This window comes from Massilia sp. Bi118 (assembly GCF_918697865.1).
Lineage (GTDB): Bacteria > Pseudomonadota > Gammaproteobacteria > Burkholderiales > Burkholderiaceae_D > Telluria.
Window position 1 is genome coordinate 97,022 of the sequence record NZ_CAKKMV010000009.1, and the last position, 16,286, is coordinate 113,307.

Annotated in this window: 15 protein-coding genes; 6 read left to right on the plus strand and 9 right to left on the minus strand. The window is 64.3% G+C overall.

Going from position 1 to position 16,286, the window contains the following annotated elements:
* The first annotated feature begins 136 nt into the window (after window positions 1–136).
* Together LQV39_RS14865 and LQV39_RS14870 are read left to right on the plus strand one after the other, a co-directional pair.
* Window positions 137–2,989 carry a TonB-dependent receptor domain-containing protein gene (locus LQV39_RS14865; protein WP_230026908.1) on the plus strand — a complete coding sequence of 951 codons (2,853 nt, stop codon included), beginning with the start codon at window positions 137–139 and terminating at the stop codon, window positions 2,987–2,989.
* 98 nt (window positions 2,990–3,087) lie between these two features.
* Entirely contained in the window at window positions 3,088–4,149 is a 1,062-nt protein-coding gene (locus LQV39_RS14870; protein WP_230026909.1) for an LD-carboxypeptidase, read from the plus strand.
* Here the strand turns inward: LQV39_RS14870 and LQV39_RS14875 are convergent, their stop codons facing one another.
* Complete coding sequence (locus tag LQV39_RS14875; protein WP_230026910.1) at window positions 4,150–4,689, minus strand: PaaI family thioesterase; 540 nt, start codon at window positions 4,687–4,689, stop codon at window positions 4,150–4,152. It lies immediately after the preceding gene.
* Between the two features lie 114 nt (window positions 4,690–4,803).
* Window positions 4,804–5,712, minus strand: a complete 909-nt coding sequence (locus tag LQV39_RS14880) for a LysR substrate-binding domain-containing protein (protein WP_307727853.1) — start codon at window positions 5,710–5,712, stop codon at window positions 4,804–4,806.
* 102 nt (window positions 5,713–5,814) lie between these two features.
* Between LQV39_RS14880 and LQV39_RS14885 the strand changes: the two genes are divergently transcribed.
* Genes LQV39_RS14885 through LQV39_RS14895 form a run of 3 tightly spaced genes read left to right on the plus strand, consistent with a single transcriptional unit; the run spans window position 5,815 to window position 7,435 of the window.
* Complete coding sequence (locus LQV39_RS14885) at window positions 5,815–6,831, plus strand: zinc-binding alcohol dehydrogenase family protein (RefSeq protein WP_230026911.1); 1,017 nt, start codon at window positions 5,815–5,817, stop codon at window positions 6,829–6,831.
* Between the two features lie 56 nt (window positions 6,832–6,887).
* Window positions 6,888–7,127, plus strand: coding sequence for a type II toxin-antitoxin system ParD family antitoxin (locus tag LQV39_RS14890; protein WP_230026912.1), 240 nt, complete (start codon window positions 6,888–6,890; stop codon window positions 7,125–7,127).
* Window positions 7,124–7,435, plus strand: a complete 312-nt coding sequence (locus LQV39_RS14895) for a type II toxin-antitoxin system RelE/ParE family toxin (protein WP_230026913.1) — start codon at window positions 7,124–7,126, stop codon at window positions 7,433–7,435. The genes LQV39_RS14890 and LQV39_RS14895 overlap by 4 nt, the downstream gene beginning before the upstream one ends.
* 1 nt (window position 7,436) lies before the next feature.
* Here the strand turns inward: LQV39_RS14895 and LQV39_RS14900 are convergent, their stop codons facing one another.
* From LQV39_RS14900 to LQV39_RS14930, 7 genes are all read right to left on the minus strand, one after another.
* Window positions 7,437–7,976 (minus strand): GNAT family N-acetyltransferase, encoded by a 540-nt coding sequence (locus LQV39_RS14900; RefSeq protein WP_230026914.1) that lies wholly within the window; start codon window positions 7,974–7,976, stop codon window positions 7,437–7,439.
* Window positions 7,973–9,100: an acyl-CoA dehydrogenase family protein gene (locus LQV39_RS14905; protein WP_230026915.1), complete on the minus strand. Its 1,128-nt coding sequence runs from the start codon at window positions 9,098–9,100 to the stop codon at window positions 7,973–7,975. Before LQV39_RS14905 ends, LQV39_RS14900 begins: the two co-directional genes overlap by 4 nt.
* A 36-nt stretch (window positions 9,101–9,136) precedes the next feature.
* A complete protein-coding gene (locus LQV39_RS14910) occupies window positions 9,137–9,805 on the minus strand; it encodes an SDR family oxidoreductase (protein ID WP_230026916.1) in 669 nt (222 codons plus the stop codon).
* Between the two features lie 60 nt (window positions 9,806–9,865).
* Window positions 9,866–11,065, minus strand: a complete 1,200-nt coding sequence (locus LQV39_RS14915) for an acetyl-CoA C-acyltransferase (protein WP_230026917.1) — start codon at window positions 11,063–11,065, stop codon at window positions 9,866–9,868.
* Window positions 11,062–12,873, minus strand: a complete 1,812-nt coding sequence (aceK, locus tag LQV39_RS14920; RefSeq protein WP_230026918.1) for a bifunctional isocitrate dehydrogenase kinase/phosphatase — start codon at window positions 12,871–12,873, stop codon at window positions 11,062–11,064. The genes LQV39_RS14915 and aceK overlap by 4 nt, the downstream gene beginning before the upstream one ends.
* 154 nt (window positions 12,874–13,027) lie before the next feature.
* Window positions 13,028–14,212: an isovaleryl-CoA dehydrogenase gene (locus tag LQV39_RS14925; RefSeq protein ID WP_230026919.1), complete on the minus strand. Its 1,185-nt coding sequence runs from the start codon at window positions 14,210–14,212 to the stop codon at window positions 13,028–13,030.
* 242 nt (window positions 14,213–14,454) lie between these two features.
* Window positions 14,455–14,880 carry a MerR family DNA-binding transcriptional regulator gene (locus LQV39_RS14930; RefSeq protein WP_230026920.1) on the minus strand — a complete coding sequence of 142 codons (426 nt, stop codon included), beginning with the start codon at window positions 14,878–14,880 and terminating at the stop codon, window positions 14,455–14,457.
* 136 nt (window positions 14,881–15,016) lie between these two features.
* Here LQV39_RS14930 and LQV39_RS14935 point away from each other — a divergent pair, with 136 nt between their 5' ends.
* Window positions 15,017–16,069, plus strand: a complete 1,053-nt coding sequence (locus LQV39_RS14935; RefSeq protein ID WP_230026921.1) for an MBL fold metallo-hydrolase — start codon at window positions 15,017–15,019, stop codon at window positions 16,067–16,069.
* Window positions 16,070–16,286: the final 217 nt, after the last annotated feature.

Genomic DNA, 16,286 nt, shown 5'->3' on the forward strand with positions numbered 1-16,286 from the left:
TCGATTCCGGATTTTTCATTGGAACGCGCAAATACGTCCGCGTACCCTCGAAATTAATAATAACGTAATGCATTGACATTACGTGACAGTAAAACTATCCCAAGACAAACGCTGCAGCACTACCAAGGAGAGACGCGTGAAGTTAAAGAAGTTAGCACAGATGATTGCCCTGATCGGCATCGTCAGCCCAGCCATCGCACAGGAAGCGGAGCAGGCGAAACCGATCCAACGCGTCGAAATCACCGGTAGTAGCATCAAGCGCATCGCCAAGGAAGGCGCACTGCCGCTGGAAATCATCAGCCGCAAGCAGATGGAAGACCAGGGCATCGTCACCGCCGAGCAGCTGATCGCCAACCTGAACGTCAACGGCAACGGCTCCGACAACCTGGCGTCGAACTCCGACGTCACCACCGGCGCCCAGCGCGGCAACAACGGCGCCTCGAGCGCCAACCTGCGCGGCCAGGGCGCCGATTCGACCCTGGTCCTGCTGAACGGCCGCCGCGTGGCGACCTACGGCATGAAGGGTTCGGCGGTCGACCTGAATGCGATTCCGTTCGCGGCGGTGGAGCGCGTCGAGGTGCTGAAGGACGGCGCCTCGGCGATCTACGGTACCGACGCGATCGGCGGCGTGATCAACTTCATCACCAAGAAAAATTACCATGGCCTGGAAGCCAACGTCTTCGAAGACGCCACCCAGCACGGCGGCTCGAACATCGCACGCGCCTCCCTGACCGGCGGCTGGGGCGACCTCGACAAGGACGGCTGGAACCTGCTGGCGACCGGCGCCCGCGCCGAGAACAACGCCCTGAAAGGCAACCAGCGCGACTTCGTCCAGACCTTCCAGCCGAACCGCGGCGTGTCGGTGGATACCCGCGGTGCGCCTTTCGCCAACGTGTACGGCGTGTCGCCGACCTCCTACGGCCCGACCCTGCTGGGCACCAACGCCAGCGGCGTGGCGGCGCCGGGCGGCACCACCCTGTACAACGGCATCAGCATCCTCGACCTGCCGGGCGGCAAGGGCTGCAACAGCATCGACGGCATGCAGGCTTACGACGAAAAACTGTGGGATACCCCGGGCGCGGCCTATGGCTGCGCATGGGACACGGGCCGTGCGGCCGTCCTGCAGCAGCCGGTAACCAGCAATAACGGCCTGGCGCGCCTGACCATCCAGCGCGGCGAGCACCAGCTGTTCGTCGAAGCGGTCGGTTCGCAAGTGACTTCGAAGAAGAGCTTCTCGCCGAACCAGATTTCGCCGTCGACCGTCAACTTCCCGTACAGCTCGTTCTACCCGAGCACCGGCTCCGCCTATAACATGGTGTACAACGAGCTGGTCAAGGTGTTCCCGAGCATCGCCGCCAACTACGGCAAGCCGATCGCCTACCGCTGGCGCTGCATGGAGTGCGGCAACCGCGAGATCGAGACCGAAAGCAAGGCAGGCCGCCTGCAAGTCGGCGCGGATGGTCCGCTGACCCTGTTCGGCCGCCGCTTCGACTACCGCATCGGCGCATCGAAGGCCTACAGCGAAGCTGAATCGCACCTGGGCAAGGGCTACAACTACACCGTCGCCCTGGCCAATGCGCTGGGCACCGGCATCATCAATCCTTTCCTGCTGCCGGGCGAGAAGCAGAGCCAGGCCGCGATCGACCTGATCAACAGCACTTCGGCTGAAGGCGTCACCATGTACGGCGGCAAGACCACCCTGACGCAGGCCGACGCCGCGCTGTCGGGCGAGATCTTCAACCTGCCGGCCGGCGCCGTCATGGCCGCCATCGGTACCGACCTGCGCCGCGAAGGTTACGAGTTCAACGGCGACGGACGCGCAGCTGCTGCCCGCCCTGCTATCCTGAACGCGCCTTTCGACGACCAGAACGCGCTGAAGGAAAAGAGCCGCGACGTCAAGGCCGTGTATTTCGAATTCCTGATCCCGGTCACCAAGTCGTTCGAGCTGAACATCGCCGGCCGCCAGGACCATTACTCGGGCTTCGGCAACACCTTCAACCCGAAGTACTCGTTCCGCTTCCAGCCGATCGATTCGCTGATGTTCCGTGGTTCGTACAACACCGGCTTCCGCGCACCGTCGTTCAACCAGCTGTTCAACGGCATCACCGAGTCGCAGTACGCCGGCAAGGACCTGGCCGATCCGGAAAAGTGCCCGACCCTGAAGGTCGACAGCACCAAGCCGGGCTGCGAATCGATCACCCCGGTGATTTTGACGGGTGGCAAAACTACCCTGGGTCCTGAGACCGCCAAGCAGGGCACCCTGGGTGTGGTCTGGCAGCCGCTGGCCAATTTCTCGATGAATGCCGACCTGTGGGAAATCCGCAAGCAGAACACCATCGACTCGTTCACGCTGGCGACCATGACCGCGAACTACGGCCTGTTCAAGGACCAGTTCCTGCGTGACGCTTCCGGCAACCTGCTCGCCGTCGACCAGCGCTGGGTCAACGCCGGTGAGCGCATCACCCGCGGCCTGGAACTGGGCGCCCGCACCAACGGCAAACTGGGCCAGGGTACCTGGACCGCGAGCATCGACGGCACCCGCCTGCTGGAGAAGAAGTCGCGCGCTACCACGACCAGCGATTTCGGTCCTAGCGAAATCGGCAAGTTCCTCTTTACCGGCGACCTCGGCCTGAAGTGGAAGCACACCGCCTTCGTGACCTACAAGCAGGGTGACTGGAGCAGCACGCTGACCAACGTCTACCGTGCAGGCTACAAGGACCAGGTGCTGCCGGGCGTTGCCAACGGTGTCGTCCATCCGGCCGACCTCGATCCGGACGTCAAGCCGTACTCGATCTTCCACCTGAGCCTGACCTACACCGGCGTGCCGGGTACCAGCATCACGGCCGGTATCAAGAACCTGCTCGACAAGGACCCGCCGTTCGCGATCACCTACGACAGCAACTCGGGCGCGGGCAGCACCTGGGAGCCGCGCGTAGCGGACCCGCGTGGCCGTTCGTTCACCCTGATGGTGAACCACAAGTTCTTCTGATCGGCTTCAAGCGCTGACAGCAACGGCCCGTCGACCGGGGAGCCAGTCTCCCCGGCCCGCGGGCCGTTTTTCATTGTTTAATTCGGACGCCAACGGACATGTCTAACATCAGCAGACGCGGTTTCGGGAAGCTCGCAGCTGCCTCGCTGCTGCTGCCGGCCTCCTTTTCCAGCGCCAAGCCCAGGCGTGCGCCCACCTCTCCCATGAAACACCTGATCAAACCACCGCGCCTCAAGAAAGGCGACCTGGTCGGCCTCATCGCGCCCGGCGGCTACACCAGCGACGCCTCGATCCAGAAGGCCGTCAAGAACATCGAGGCGCTGGGCTTCCGCGTCAAACCGGGCAACTACCTGCGCGAGGTCTGGGGCAATTACGGCGGCACCGTCGCCGCCCGCATTGCTGACCTGCACGGCATGTTCCGCGATCCGGACGTGAAAGCCATCTGGGCGATCCGCGGCGGCTCCGGCTGCATCTCGCTGCTGAAGCACCTGGACTTCGAACTGATCCGCAAGCACCCGAAGATCCTGCTCGGCTACTCCGACATCACGGCCCTGCACCTGGCCATCCACCGCCATGCCGGCGTGGTGACCTTCCACGGCCCGGTGGCCTCGAGCACGCCGTCCGAGTACTCGAACGAGCACATGCTGGCGGTGCTGAGCGACCCGCGTGCCAGCTACACGATTCCGATGGCCCAGGAGAACGCACGCCGCGCCCTGCTGGAGCCGCAGTACGCGGTGCGCACCGTGCATGGCGGCAGCGCCACCGGCCCGCTCATGGGCGGCAACCTGTCGCTGGTAGCCGCGCTGGCCGGTACGCCGTATGCGGCCGACTTCAAGGACAGCCTGCTGTTCATCGAAGAGGTGAACGAGGAGCCGTATCGGATCGACCGCTGGATGACCCAGCTCGACCTGGCCGTCGGCCTGGACAAGGCGGCCGGCGTCATGATCGGCATTTGCGAGAACTGCGGCCCGCAGGGCAACGGTTCCTCATTGACGCTGGACGAGACCCTGGACGTGCACCTGCAGCCGCTGCAGGCGCCGGCGGTGACCGGCTACTCCTTCGGCCACATCCGCAACCAGTTCACGATGCCGGTTGGCGTGCGCGCCACGCTCGATACGGAGCGGCAGACGCTGACCTTGCTGGAGCCGGCGGTCAGCTGATTACCTGGCCTCGAACACGAGGCAGGTCGTGGTCGCATGCGCGATCAGACGACCCTGCGCATCGACGATCTTGCCCTCGGCGGTGGCCAGCTGGCGGCCGCAGTGCAGGACCGTGCCGATCGCGCGCAGCGGCCCGCCATCCAGGCGCGCGCCGCGCACCAGATTCACGCTCAGCTCCGCCGTCGTATAGCCCTGGCCCGGCTCCAGCATGGTCTGCACCGCGCAGCCGACCGCCGAGTCGAGCAGGGTGGCGTACCAGCCGCCGTGCACGGTGCCCATCGGGTTCAGGTGTTTTTGCTGGGGCGCGCCCTGGAAGGTCGCCTGGCCGCGCTCGACTTTGACGAGAGAAAAATCCAGCGTCTCCGCGATGGGCGGATAGGGGAAGCGGCCCTCCAGCAGTGCCTGCATGATGTCCAGGCCCTTCATCTCGCGCGCCTGCGCAAAGGGGACCACGCCGGCGTGCGCGCCGTTTTCCTTTGCGCGCGTGCGTACCGCGTCCAGCTCCTGCTGCCATTGTTCGATCGTCGCCTGTGCGTCCATGCTGTCTCCTTATTGTGTTGTGCGTAGGGTGGGCACCCTGTGCCCACGTGTGGCCTTGAAAGAAGCATTCTGCACTGCCGGCGTGATCTCTGCTGGCGGAGGCCTCACCGGCCTTCAGGCGCTCGTCAGCGCCTTGCAGCGCGCCACCAGGAATTCGCGCAGCACCCGCACCGCCGGCGATACCTGCTTGCGGTTCGCCACCAGCATCGTCAGCGGCGCATTCACACCTTGCCACTCCGGCAGGATCAGGCGCAGGCGGCCGCTGGCCAGGTCCGCGTGCACGTCGATGCGCGAGCGGTAGCAGATGCCGAGTCCCGCCAGCGACCAGCGCCGCACGACTTCCGAATCGTCGGCCAGGCGGTCGCCCTGCACCACGACTTCGATCTCCTCGTCTCCCTTGCGGAAGCGCCAGCGGTCGTTGACGCTTTCGTCCAGCATGAAGCACAGGCAGTTGTGGTCCTCCAGCTCGCGCGGGGAGGCCGGCACGCCGCGCCGCGCCAGATAGGCGGGCGAAGCGCACAACACGCGCCGGTTCTCGGCCAGCAGCGGCAGCGCCACCATGCTCGATTCGGGCGGCACGCCGAAGCGCAGCGCGATGTCGACCGGCTCGCGGTAGATGTTGGCGAGGCGGTCGGTCAGCTGCAGGCGCAGTTTCACGCCCGGGTAGCGCGCCTGGAAATCGTTCAGCCAGGGCAGCACCACGTGGCGCCCGAGGTCGGAGGGCATCGAGATCTGCAGCTGGCCTTCGATGGCGTCCTGGCCGGCGCGCAGCTCGTCTTCCGCTTCGCGCAGGCCGTCCAGTAAAGCCTTGCTGCGTCCGAGCAGGCGTTCGCCGGCCAGGGTCAGGCGCATGCTGCGCGTGCTGCGGATGAACAGCGCGACACCAAGGTCGGCCTCCAGGCGCTTCAGGCTGGCGCTGGCGACGGCCGGGGACAGCGCGAGCATGCGTGCTGCTGCCGACAAGCTGCCCTGCTCGGCGGTGGCGACGAAGGTGGCGAGGTCCTGCAAATTCCGGATTTTCAAGATTTTATTGAAAGTGATATCAGGATTGCCCAGTTTATCAAAAGGCGCGGGCTGGTCAGAATGGCATCCATCGCATCGTTAATCCAACCAGGAGCGCTTTAAATGAAAGCCATCGGATACCAGAACAACCTCCCCATCGATCAAGCCGCATCGCTGGTCGACATCACGCTGCCCGACCCGGTCGCCGAAGGCCACGACCTGCTGGTCGAGGTGCGCGCGGTGTCGGTGAACCCGGTCGACACCAAGGTAAGGAAAAGCGCCAAGCCGGAAGGCGATGGGTGGAAGGTGCTGGGCTGGGACGCCACCGGTATCGTCAAGGCCGTCGGCCCGGACGTGACCCTGTTCAAGCCGGGCGACCGCGTCTGGTACGCCGGCTCGATCGCCCGCGCCGGCAGCAACAGCGAGCTGCAGCTGGTCGACGAGCGTATCGTCGGCCGCATGCCTGCGTCGCTGGACTTCGGCGCCGCCGCGGCGCTGCCGCTGACCGGCCTGACGGCCTGGGAGATGCTGTTCGACCGCCTGCAGGTACCCACCGGTCCCGAAGGCAAGGGCAAGACCCTGCTGGTCATCGGCGCGGCCGGCGGCGTCGGCTCGATCCTGGTGCAGCTGGCGCGCCAGCTGACGCAGCTGACCATCATCGGCACCGCTTCGCGTGTCGAAACGCGTGAATGGGTGCGCGAGCTGGGCGCCCATCACGTGATCGATCACAGCAAGCCGCTGGCCGCGGAAATCGCCGCCGCCGGGCTGCCTGCGCCGGAGTACGTGACCAGCCTGACCCACAGCGACGCTCACTTCGACCAGGTGGTCGAGGCCATCGCACCGCAGGGCAAGTACAGCCTGATCGACGACCCGGCGACGCCGATCGACATCATGAAGTTCAAGCGCAAGGCGATTTCTCTGCACTGGGAGCTGATGTTCACGCGTTCGCTATTCAATACGGAGGACATGATCGAACAGCATCGCATTTTGAACCGGCTGGCGGAGCTGGTGGATGCGGGGACGATTCGGACCACGGCCAATGAGAACTTCGGGCAGATCAATGCGGAGAATTTGCGGCGGGCGCATACGCTGATTGAGTCGAACAAGGCGCGCGGCAAGATTGTGCTGGAAGGGTTCTAAGCAGACACCGCTTGGCAAAATTTGCCAAAAATTGGCAAGAGTGGTAGGATGGATTCATGAGCACGATGAATATTTCCCTACCCGATGCCCTGAAGGCTTTCGTGGATGAGCAAGTTGCGACGCGCCACTATGGAACCAGCAGCGAGTACATCCGCGAACTGATCCGGAAAGACCACGAACAGCAGAAGCTGCGTAAGTTGTTGGTCGAAGGGGCGGAATCGCCGCAAACCGGCGTGGCGGACGACGATTATTTCGATTCGCTGCGCGACCGGGCACGAAGTAACGGCCGAAAATGATCTCCAAGCCCGTTATCCGTCGCGCCGCCGCCGACGAGGATATCGGAGAAGCCGTCGACTACTATGCGGCCGAATCGGTCGCGACTGCAGATCGTTTCATCGACGAGTTAAAGCGGCATGTCCAGTTGATTGGCAAGACGCCACGCATCGGGTCGCTACGCTATTCGCATGAGCTGAATATTGCCGGCTTGCGGTTCCAAAAGATGGGCAAGTTCCCTTTTCTGATCTTTTATGTGGAACACGAGGAATATATCGACATATTGCGCGTGCTTCACGAGCATCGAGACATGCCGCGCACGCTGAACTGATTCAGGTGCGCAAAGACAAGCTCATATAGCTGAGATCAAGACTCTCCCCATCGATCTCCAGCATGTCCTCGATCCGCGCTGTCATCGTGAACCCTGCACGCAGGTAGAGCGCGACAGCCGGATGGTTCTCGGACAGCACCTCGAGGTCGATCCATTTGAGACGCTCCTCACCACTCGCCCAATCGATCGCGGTGCCCAACAGCTGCGCACCAAGCCCGCGGCGGCGGTAAGCCCGATGCACACCCATCCCCAGCATCGCCCGGTGCCGCGCCCCCGGCTCGGGCCGCGCACGCAAGTCGATATGCCCGGCAATCGAACCGCGCGCATCCAGCGCCAGCCACAGGCGGCGCCAGCGCGGCTGGCCGACCGGGATCGCGACACCGTCGACGAAGGAGGCTTTCAAGCCCTGCGGCAGCGGCGACTGCGCCCGCGACAAGGGCTGGAACAGCGGCGCACCATCGCGGCCGTTGTCGCGCAAATGGTCTTCGAGGTAGACGAAGAAGGCCGGCAGGTCGGCCGCCTCTGCCGGCCGGATGATCACAGTGCGCGTGCGATCAGGATCTTCTGGATGTCACTGGTGCCTTCGTAGATCTGGCATACGCGCACGTCGCGGTAGATGCGCTCGACCGGGAAGTCGGCCACGTAGCCGTAGCCGCCGAACACTTGCATGGCGCTGGAGACGACGCGCTCGGCCATCTCGGAAGCGAACAGCTTGGCCATCGCCGCTTCCTTCAGGCAGGGCACGCCCGCGTCCTTCATCGATGCAGCGTGCAGGATCAGCTGGCGCGCGGCCTCGATCTGCATCGCCATCTCGGCCAGGCGGAACTGCACGGCCTGGTGGTCGAAAATCTGGGTGCCGAAGCTCTCGCGCTCCTTGGCGTAGGCCAGCGCCGCTTCGAAAGCAGCGCGCGCCATGCCCACCGATTGCGAGGCGATGCCGATGCGGCCGCCCTCCAGGCCGGACAGGGCGATCTTGTAGCCCTGGCCCTCTTCACCGATCAGGTTCTCGAGCGGAACGCGGCAGTTCTCGAACACGATCTGCGCGGTGTCCGACGAATGCTGGCCCATCTTGTGCTCGATGCCGGCGACGATGTAGCCGGGCGTATTGGTCGGCACCCAGAATGCGCTGATGCCCTTCTTGCCGGCGGCTTTGTCGGTGACGGCCATGACGATGGCGACGTCGCCGTTCTTGCCGCTGGTGATGAACTGCTTGGTGCCGTTGATGACGTATTCATTGCCATCGCGGACGGCGGTCGTGCGCAGCGCGGCGGCATCGCTGCCGGTGTGCGGCTCGGTGAGGGCGAAGGCGCCCAGCATTTCGCCTTGCGCCAGCGGGCGTAGCCACTTTTCCTTTTGCGCCTCGTTCGCGTACATCATCGCGATCGAGCATACCGGGCAGTTGTTGACCGAGATGATGGTCGAGGTGCCGCCGTCGCCGGCCGCGATCTCTTCCAGCACCAGGGCCAGCGACACGTAGTCGAGGCCAGCGCCGCCATACTGCTCCGGCACGGCCACGCCGAAGGCGCCCAGCTGGGCCAGTTCCTTCAGCTCTTCTTTCGGGAAATGCTGCTCGCGGTCCCAGCGTGCTGCGTTGGGCGCCAGGCGCTCCTGCGAATAGCTGCGCAGGGCGTCGCGGATCATCTGGTGTTCTTCGCTCAGGATCATATGTCTCGTGTGTCGTTATCGTTATTCAGTGGCGGTTCACCAGGCGATCGGTGTACCGTCGTGGTTCAGGAAAGAGCCGTGCTGCGAGAGATCGGCGCCGGCCAGGGTCGCGCGCAGCGTGCGCACGCTTTCCTCGACGCTGAGCGGCGCGCCGGCGCCGCCCATGTCGGTCTGCACCCAGCCCGGGTGGAAGCTGATGCAGGTCACGCCCTGCGGCCCGAAGGTCAGTGCCGCGTCCTTCAGCACCGAGTTCAGCGCCGCCTTGCTGGCGCGGTAGAGCGAACCGCCGGCGCCGGTGCGCTCGCCGATCGAGCCCATGCGCGAGGAGATCACCGCCAGCCTGCCGCGCGCATTCGCCACCAGCGGGCCGACGATGGGCAGCAGGCGCATCGCCGCCAGCACGTTGGTGTGCATGACCTCGTCGAACTCCTGCTGGGTCGGGAAGCCATCATGGCGCGGGCCGTAGACGCCGGCTACCAGCCAGGCGTGGTCGATCTTCTCGTCGTCCAGTTTCCAGCCCAGGCCGCCGATCGCTTCCGGATTGGTCACGTCGAGCTGGTGCGCCTCGGCGCCCAGCTGGCGCAGTTCCTCGCAGTCGTGCGGCTTGCGGGCGGTGGCGATGACGCGCCAGCCGTCGGCGCGGTACTGGCGGACCATTTCGTGGCCGATGCCGCGGGAAGCGCCGATGATGAGTGCGGTGGACATGTTCTTCTCCTGTGGGGTGGACGGAATCCGCCCACCCTACCACGCTGCGTTGCGTCCTGCTTACACCATCTCGATCGCCATCGCCGTCGCTTCGCCGCCGCCGATGCACAGCGAGGCCACGCCGCGCTTGCCGCCGGTCTTCTTCAGCGCGCCCAGCAGGGTGACGATGATGCGCGCGCCCGAGGCGCCGATCGGGTGGCCCAGGGCGCAGGCGCCGCCGTGGATGTTGACCTTGCTGTGCGGGATGTCGAGGTCGCGCATGGCGGCCATCGGCACCGCGGCGAAGGCTTCGTTGATCTCGAAGAGGTCGACGTCGCTGGCCTTCCAGCCGGTCTTCTTGAACAGCTTCTGCATCGAGCCGATCGGCGCGGTGGTGAACAGGTTCGGTTCCTGTGCGTGGGTGGCGTGTCCGACGATGCGGGCGATCGGGGTCAGGCCCAGTTCCTTGGCGGTCGATTCGCGCATCATGACCAGCGCGGCGGCGCCGTCGTTGATCGACGAGGAGGAGGCGGCGGTCACGGTGCCGTCCTTCTTGAAGGCCGGACGCAGCGACGGGATCTTGTCGACCTTGGCCTTCAGCGGGCCTTCGTCCTTTTCGATGATCTGCTCGCCCAGGCGGTTGGCGACGCTGACCGGCGCGACTTCCCACGCGAACGAACCGTCGTTGTTGGCGGCTTGCGCGCGCTTGACGGATTCGATCGCGAAGTTGTCCTGGTCTTCGCGCGAGAACTGGTAGGTGGCCACGCACTCTTCGGCGAAGGTGCCCATCGAACGGCCTTCGCCGGTCTTCTCGTTGCGCGAGTAGGCGTCTTCGAGGCCGTCCAGCATCATGTGGTCGAACATCGGCGCATGGCCGATGCGGTAGCCGCCGCGCGCCTTCGGGATCAGGTAGGGGGCGTTGGTCATCGACTCCATGCCGCCGGCGACGATCACGTCGGCGCTGCCGGCTGCGAGCGCGTCGTAGCCGAAGATCGCGGCCTGCATCGCGGAACCGCACATTTTCGACAGGGTCACGGCGCCGGTGGACATCGGCAGGCCGGCCTTGATCAGCGCCTGGCGCGCCGGGGCCTGGCCCTGGCCGGCCATCAGGCAGTTACCGAAGTAGACGTGTTCGACCTTTTGCGGATCGACGCCAGCGCGTTCGACGGCGGCCTTGATGGCCACCGCGCCCAGGTCGCTTGCGGTCTTCGAGGAGAAATCGCCCTGGAAGGCGCCCATCGGGGTACGGGCTGCGCCGACGATAACGACTGGATCATTCATTGTGTGTGCTCCAAAAAGGAAGGTTGCGGACTGGCCGCCGGGTTGGATTGTTGAAAACGGATCTGCTGCGCATACGGGAACACGTCCTCGACGATGCCCGCCTGGATGCGCTCCTTGTGTGACTGCCACCAGGCGCGCTGAAGCAGTTCGGCGTGGTGCTGCATGAAGATGGTGCGGATGTTCGGATTCCCAAGCAGGAAGCGTTCGAACTGCTCGGGAAAGACATCGTGTTTGCCGATCGGGTACCAGGGCTCGGCCGCCATCTCGTCCTCCTCGTTGCGCGCGGCCGGGATGTCGCGGAACTGGCAGTCGCTCAGGTACTCGATCTCGTCGTAATCGTAGAACACGACGCGGCCCTGGCGTGTGAGGCCGAAATTCTTGTACAGCATATCGCCGGGGAAGATATTCGCCGCCACCAGGTCGCGGATCGCATTGCCGTATTCGATCACGCCATGTGCGAGGCGGGCCTGGTCGCCGCTGCGCTCGGCGTCCTGCAGCCAGAGATTCAGCGGCGCCATGCGGCGCTCGATGTAGAGGTGCTTGATAATAACCCGGTCGGCCTCAAGCTCGAGCAGCGAGGGCGCGTCGCGGCGCAGCTGCGCCAGCAGCCCGTCCGAGAAGCGCGCCAGCGGGAAGGCGACGTCCGAGTATTCGAGGGTGTCGGCCATGCGGCCCACGCGGTCGTGGTGCTTCACCAGCAGGTATTTTTCCTTGATGTTCTCGCGCGTGGTTTCTTTTGGGGGCGGATACCAGTCCTTGATCACCTTGAATACATAGGGGAAGGAGGGCAGCTCGAACACCAGCATCACCAGGCCGGGGATGCCGGGGGCGATGCGCAACAGGTCCGAGCTGTGCTTCAGGTGCTGCAGGAAGTCGCGGTAGAACAGGGTCTTGCCCTGTTTCTGCAGGCCGAGCACCGTGTAGATCTCGCTTCTCGGCTTCTTCGGCATCAGGCTGCGCAGGAACTGGACATAGGCTGAGGGGACTTCCATGTCGACCATGAAGTAGGCGCGCGTGAACGAGAACAGGGTTAGCACATGGTCCGGCTCGGTCAGCACCGTGTCCAGTACCAGCTGCCCGCGGCCGTCGTGCAGCACCGGGATCACGAAGGGATATTCGCGGGCGCCGTCGATGGCGCGGCCGACGATGTAGGCGCCCTTGTTGCGGAAGAAGAGGTTCGAGAGCACCTGCAGCTGCTGGTTCGGCTCCGCCTTGTCCAGCCCGAACGCTTCCATCATGCGCCGCTCGACCAGCCCAATGTCGCGATCGAGGTCGGCGAAGGGACGGGCCAGCTGGAAGTTGGTGACGATGCGGCGCAGAGCAAAGCGCAAGCCGTCCGCGGCCGGGTAGTAGACGCGGTAGGTCGGCTGCGGCTCGTCGGTCTCGATGTACTCGGTCGAGACGGCCGGACGCACGAAGATGAACTCGTTGCGGTAGTAGCTGCGGTGCAGCAGCCGGCAGCTGACGGAATTGAAGAAGCTCTCGGCCAGCTCCGGGCGCTTGTGGCCGGTCAGCAGGCCGATGTAATGCAGCTTGGTTTCGCGCCAGGTGGCGTCGTTGAACTCCCCGGGCGCGTATTCGTCCTCGAGGATGCGCACGCATTCCTGCACGCGCTTGTCATAGAAATCGATGCGCTCGCGCGCGGCGCGCTGGGCGGTGGCCCAGTCGGCGCGCTCGAAATGCGCCTTTGCTGCCTGGCTGGCCTGGCGGAACAGCGCGTAGTGGCGGTCGAAGCCATCCAGGATGGTCTGCGCGATGTCGAAGGCGATCTGGGAGGACAGCAGCTTGGGGAAGGCAGCTTGTGTCATCGGTTTCTATCGCGCGGTGGAGGAATATCGAAATGCTGCGAACATCGTCATTCCCGCGAAAGCGGGAATCCATGCTGAATATTCGACAGAGTTAGTGGTGCGGTTATCGCATACTCAGCATGGATTCCCGCCTGCGCGGGAATGACGAGCAAGTTTACGCCGTCTCGCCAAACAACTCACGCCCGATCAGCATGCGGCGGATCTCGCTGGTGCCCGCGCCGATTTCGTAGAGCTTCGCATCGCGCCAGAGACGACCGACCGGATACTCGTTGATATAGCCATTGCCGCCCAGGGTCTGGATCGCTTCGCCCGCCATCCAGGTGGCCTTCTCGGCGCTGTACAGGATGGCGCCGGCGGCGTCCTTGCGCAGGGCACGCACGGCGGCGGCGTTATCGGCGCGGTCGCAGGCCTGGCCGACTGCATACACATAGGCGCGGCAGGCCATCGTGGTCGAATACATGTCGGCGATCTTGCCCTGCATGAGCTGGAACTCGCCGATGGCCTGGCCGAACTGCTTGCGCTCGTGGATGTAGGGGACGACCGCGTCCATGCAGGCCGACATGATGCCCAGCGGGCCGCCGGACAGCACGGTGCGCTCGAAGTCCAGGCCCGACATCAGCACGTTGACGCCTTTACCCACGCCGCCCAGCACGTTCTCGACCGGCACTTCGCAATCCTGGAACACCAGTTCGCCGGTGTGCGAGCCGCGCATGCCCAGCTTGTCCAGCTTTTGCGCGATCGAGAAGCCTTTAAAACCTTTTTCGATCAGGAAGGCGGTCATGCCGCGCGGGCCGGCGTCGATGTCGGTCTTGGCGTAGACCACCAGGGTGTCGGCGTCCGGGCCATTGGTGATCCACATCTTGGTGCCGTTCAGGACGTAGCGGTCGCCCTTCAGCTCGGCGCGCAGCTTCATGCTGACGACGTCGGAGCCGGCGTTCGGCTCGGACATGGCCAGTGCGCCGATGTGCTCGCCCGAGATCAGCTTGGGCAGGTATTTCTGCTTTTGTTCTTCGCTGCCGTTGCGCTTGATCTGGTTGACGCACAGGTTCGAGTGGGCGCCGTAGGACAGGCCGACCGAGGCCGAGGCGCGCGAGATCTCTTCCATCGCGACGATGTGGGCCAGGTAACCCATGTTGGCGCCGCCGTATTCCTCGCCGACGGTGATGCCCAGCAGGCCCAGTTCGCCCATCTTCTTCCACAGGTCCATCGGGAACTGGTCGGTACGGTCGATCTCGGCAGCGCGCGGCGCGATTTCGCTCGCCGCGAACTGTTGCACTGCTTCGCGCAGCGCGGCGATGTCCTCGCCGTGGTCAAAGGTCAAGCCTGGCAGATGCAGCATGTCGTCCTCTCGTGTCTCGTGTGTCGTTATGGTTGGCGGGGTGGCTAGGTGGGATGATAGCGCGGAGTGACGTTAACGTAAACGTCAACCAAACAACACGTCATTCCCGCGAAAGTGGGAATAGTGCCCCCGGCACTATTCCCTCCATGCTGAGTACGCGTAAAGCGAACCTTAGCTTTGTCGGAAACTCAGCATGGGTTCCCGCTTTCGCGGGAACGACGAGCTAGTAGGTGAGCGCCTACTTACGCCGCACTCCGCTCCTGCGGCTCCGCATCCCCATCGCGACCCGCATCCGCCAGCAGGCGCCGGCATTCTTCCTCGTGGACGGCGATCTCGGCCAGCGACATTTCGATGTCGGCGCGCTGCTGCTCGAGCGTTTCGCGCTGGTGCGCCAGGACGCCGAGGAAGCGGTTGATCTGGGCCGTGGTGTCCTTCGGCGACTCGTACATGTCGACGATGCTTTTGATTTCCGACAGGGTCAGCCCCAGGCGCTTGCCGCGCAGGGTCAGTTTCAGTCGCGTGCGGTCGCGCGGGGTGTAGACGCGGTTGCGGCCGCCCTGTCCCTCGCGCATCGGGCTCAGCAAACCCTGATCTTCGTAGAAGCGGATGGCGCGGGCGGTGATGTCGAATTCGCGCGCCAGTTCGGCGATGGTGTAGGTGGGGCCCATATTATTCTGCATAGTCGAAAATCACATAGAATCGCGGCTGCGCTTCTATTTCCCGCATTTTAGTTTCCGTTAACGTCAACGGCAATCTTGATTGCATTGTAGCGTGCAGCGCCGATCCACCACGAAAGAACTTCGCATGAATCCTCTCGAATCCCAGCTCAGCTACCCCTTCGGCGATACGATCCCGCCCATCGGCACCGTGCACGACATCGCACCCGGCTTGCGCTGGCTGCGCATGCCGCTGCCCTTCGCCCTCGACCACATCAACCTGTGGCTGATGGACGACGGGGTCGAGGGAAGGGAAGGGCTGGCGCTGGTCGACTGCGGCGCCAGCACCGAGGCTACGCGTGCCGCCTGGGAGCAATTGTTTAAGGGCGCGATGGCTCAGCAGCCGCTGCTGCGCGTGTTCGCGACCCACTGCCATCCGGACCACGTCGGCCTGTCCGGCTGGCTGTGCGAGCGTTTTAAGGCGCCGTTCTGGACCAGCGCCGCCGAGTTCGGCTTCGCACGCATGATGGCGGCCGCGCTGCCGGGCGTGGACGGCCCATCGGCAATCCACCACTTCCAGCGCCACGGCCTGGTCGATCCGGCCATGCTCGAGCAGATGCAGGGCCGCCGCAATTATTATCCCTCGCTGGTGCCGGCCGTGCCGCCCGCCTATACCCGGCTGCAGGACGGCCAGCGCGTCGACATCGGCGGCCGCGAATGGCGCGTGATCACCGGCTTCGGCCACTCGCCCGAACACGTCTCGCTGTATGCGGAGGCGGGGCATATCCTGATTTCCGGCGACATGGTGCTGCCGCGCATTTCGACCAACGTGTCGGTGTTCGCGGTCGAGCCGGAAGGCGATCCGCTTGCCCAATATCTGGGCTCGCTGGACAAGTTTGCCGATCTGCCGGACGACACCCTGGTGCTGCCCTCGCATGGCAAACCCTTCCGCGGCCTGCACGTGCGGATCGAACAGTTGCGCGCACACCACGTTGCGCGTCTGGAGGAGGTCCGTGCAGCCTGCACTGAGCCGCGCTCGGCAGTTGACATTGTCCCGCTGATGTTCCGGCGCCAGCTCGACGCCCACCAGCTCAGCTTTGCCGTCGGCGAGGCCTTAGCCCACCTGCATACGCTCTGGTACAGCGGTATCCTCGAGCGTGTAACCGGCGACGACGGCATCATCCGCTTTAAATTGCGCTGATTTCAGACACTTCCAGTTGTCGGGAATTCCTGCGGGCAAGCTTTGAGCTTGCCCGTTTTCTTTGCACGACTGAAATTCCACAAGCAAACGTTTTCTTTTTCCTGTAGGATATTTTTCACACTTACCTATTCTCTTACCGGAAAGCACGATAATTGCTGGACAGCACTGTGAGAATCGGTCAATACTCACATGTTTGTTACTTTCAGACTTTCCCGCT

Excerpts from the sequence above, each read along its gene's own strand:
- LQV39_RS14870 (WP_230026909.1), top strand. The coding sequence starts at position 3,088 with ATGTCTAACATCAGCAGACGCGGTTTCGGGAAGCTCGCAGCTGCCTCG.
- LQV39_RS14875 (WP_230026910.1), bottom strand. The coding sequence starts at position 4,689 with ATGGACGCACAGGCGACGATCGAACAATGGCAGCAGGAGCTGGACGCG.
- LQV39_RS14885 (WP_230026911.1), top strand. The coding sequence starts at position 5,815 with ATGAAAGCCATCGGATACCAGAACAACCTCCCCATCGATCAAGCCGCA.
- LQV39_RS14890 (WP_230026912.1), top strand. The coding sequence starts at position 6,888 with ATGAGCACGATGAATATTTCCCTACCCGATGCCCTGAAGGCTTTCGTG.
- LQV39_RS14895 (WP_230026913.1), top strand. The coding sequence starts at position 7,124 with ATGATCTCCAAGCCCGTTATCCGTCGCGCCGCCGCCGACGAGGATATC.
- LQV39_RS14905 (WP_230026915.1), bottom strand. The coding sequence starts at position 9,100 with ATGATCCTGAGCGAAGAACACCAGATGATCCGCGACGCCCTGCGCAGC.
- LQV39_RS14910 (WP_230026916.1), bottom strand. The coding sequence starts at position 9,805 with ATGTCCACCGCACTCATCATCGGCGCTTCCCGCGGCATCGGCCACGAA.
- LQV39_RS14915 (WP_230026917.1), bottom strand. The coding sequence starts at position 11,065 with ATGAATGATCCAGTCGTTATCGTCGGCGCAGCCCGTACCCCGATGGGC.
- aceK (WP_230026918.1), bottom strand. The coding sequence starts at position 12,873 with ATGACACAAGCTGCCTTCCCCAAGCTGCTGTCCTCCCAGATCGCCTTC.
- LQV39_RS14925 (WP_230026919.1), bottom strand. The coding sequence starts at position 14,212 with ATGCTGCATCTGCCAGGCTTGACCTTTGACCACGGCGAGGACATCGCC.
- LQV39_RS14930 (WP_230026920.1), bottom strand. The coding sequence starts at position 14,880 with ATGGGCCCCACCTACACCATCGCCGAACTGGCGCGCGAATTCGACATC.
- LQV39_RS14935 (WP_230026921.1), top strand. The coding sequence starts at position 15,017 with ATGAATCCTCTCGAATCCCAGCTCAGCTACCCCTTCGGCGATACGATC.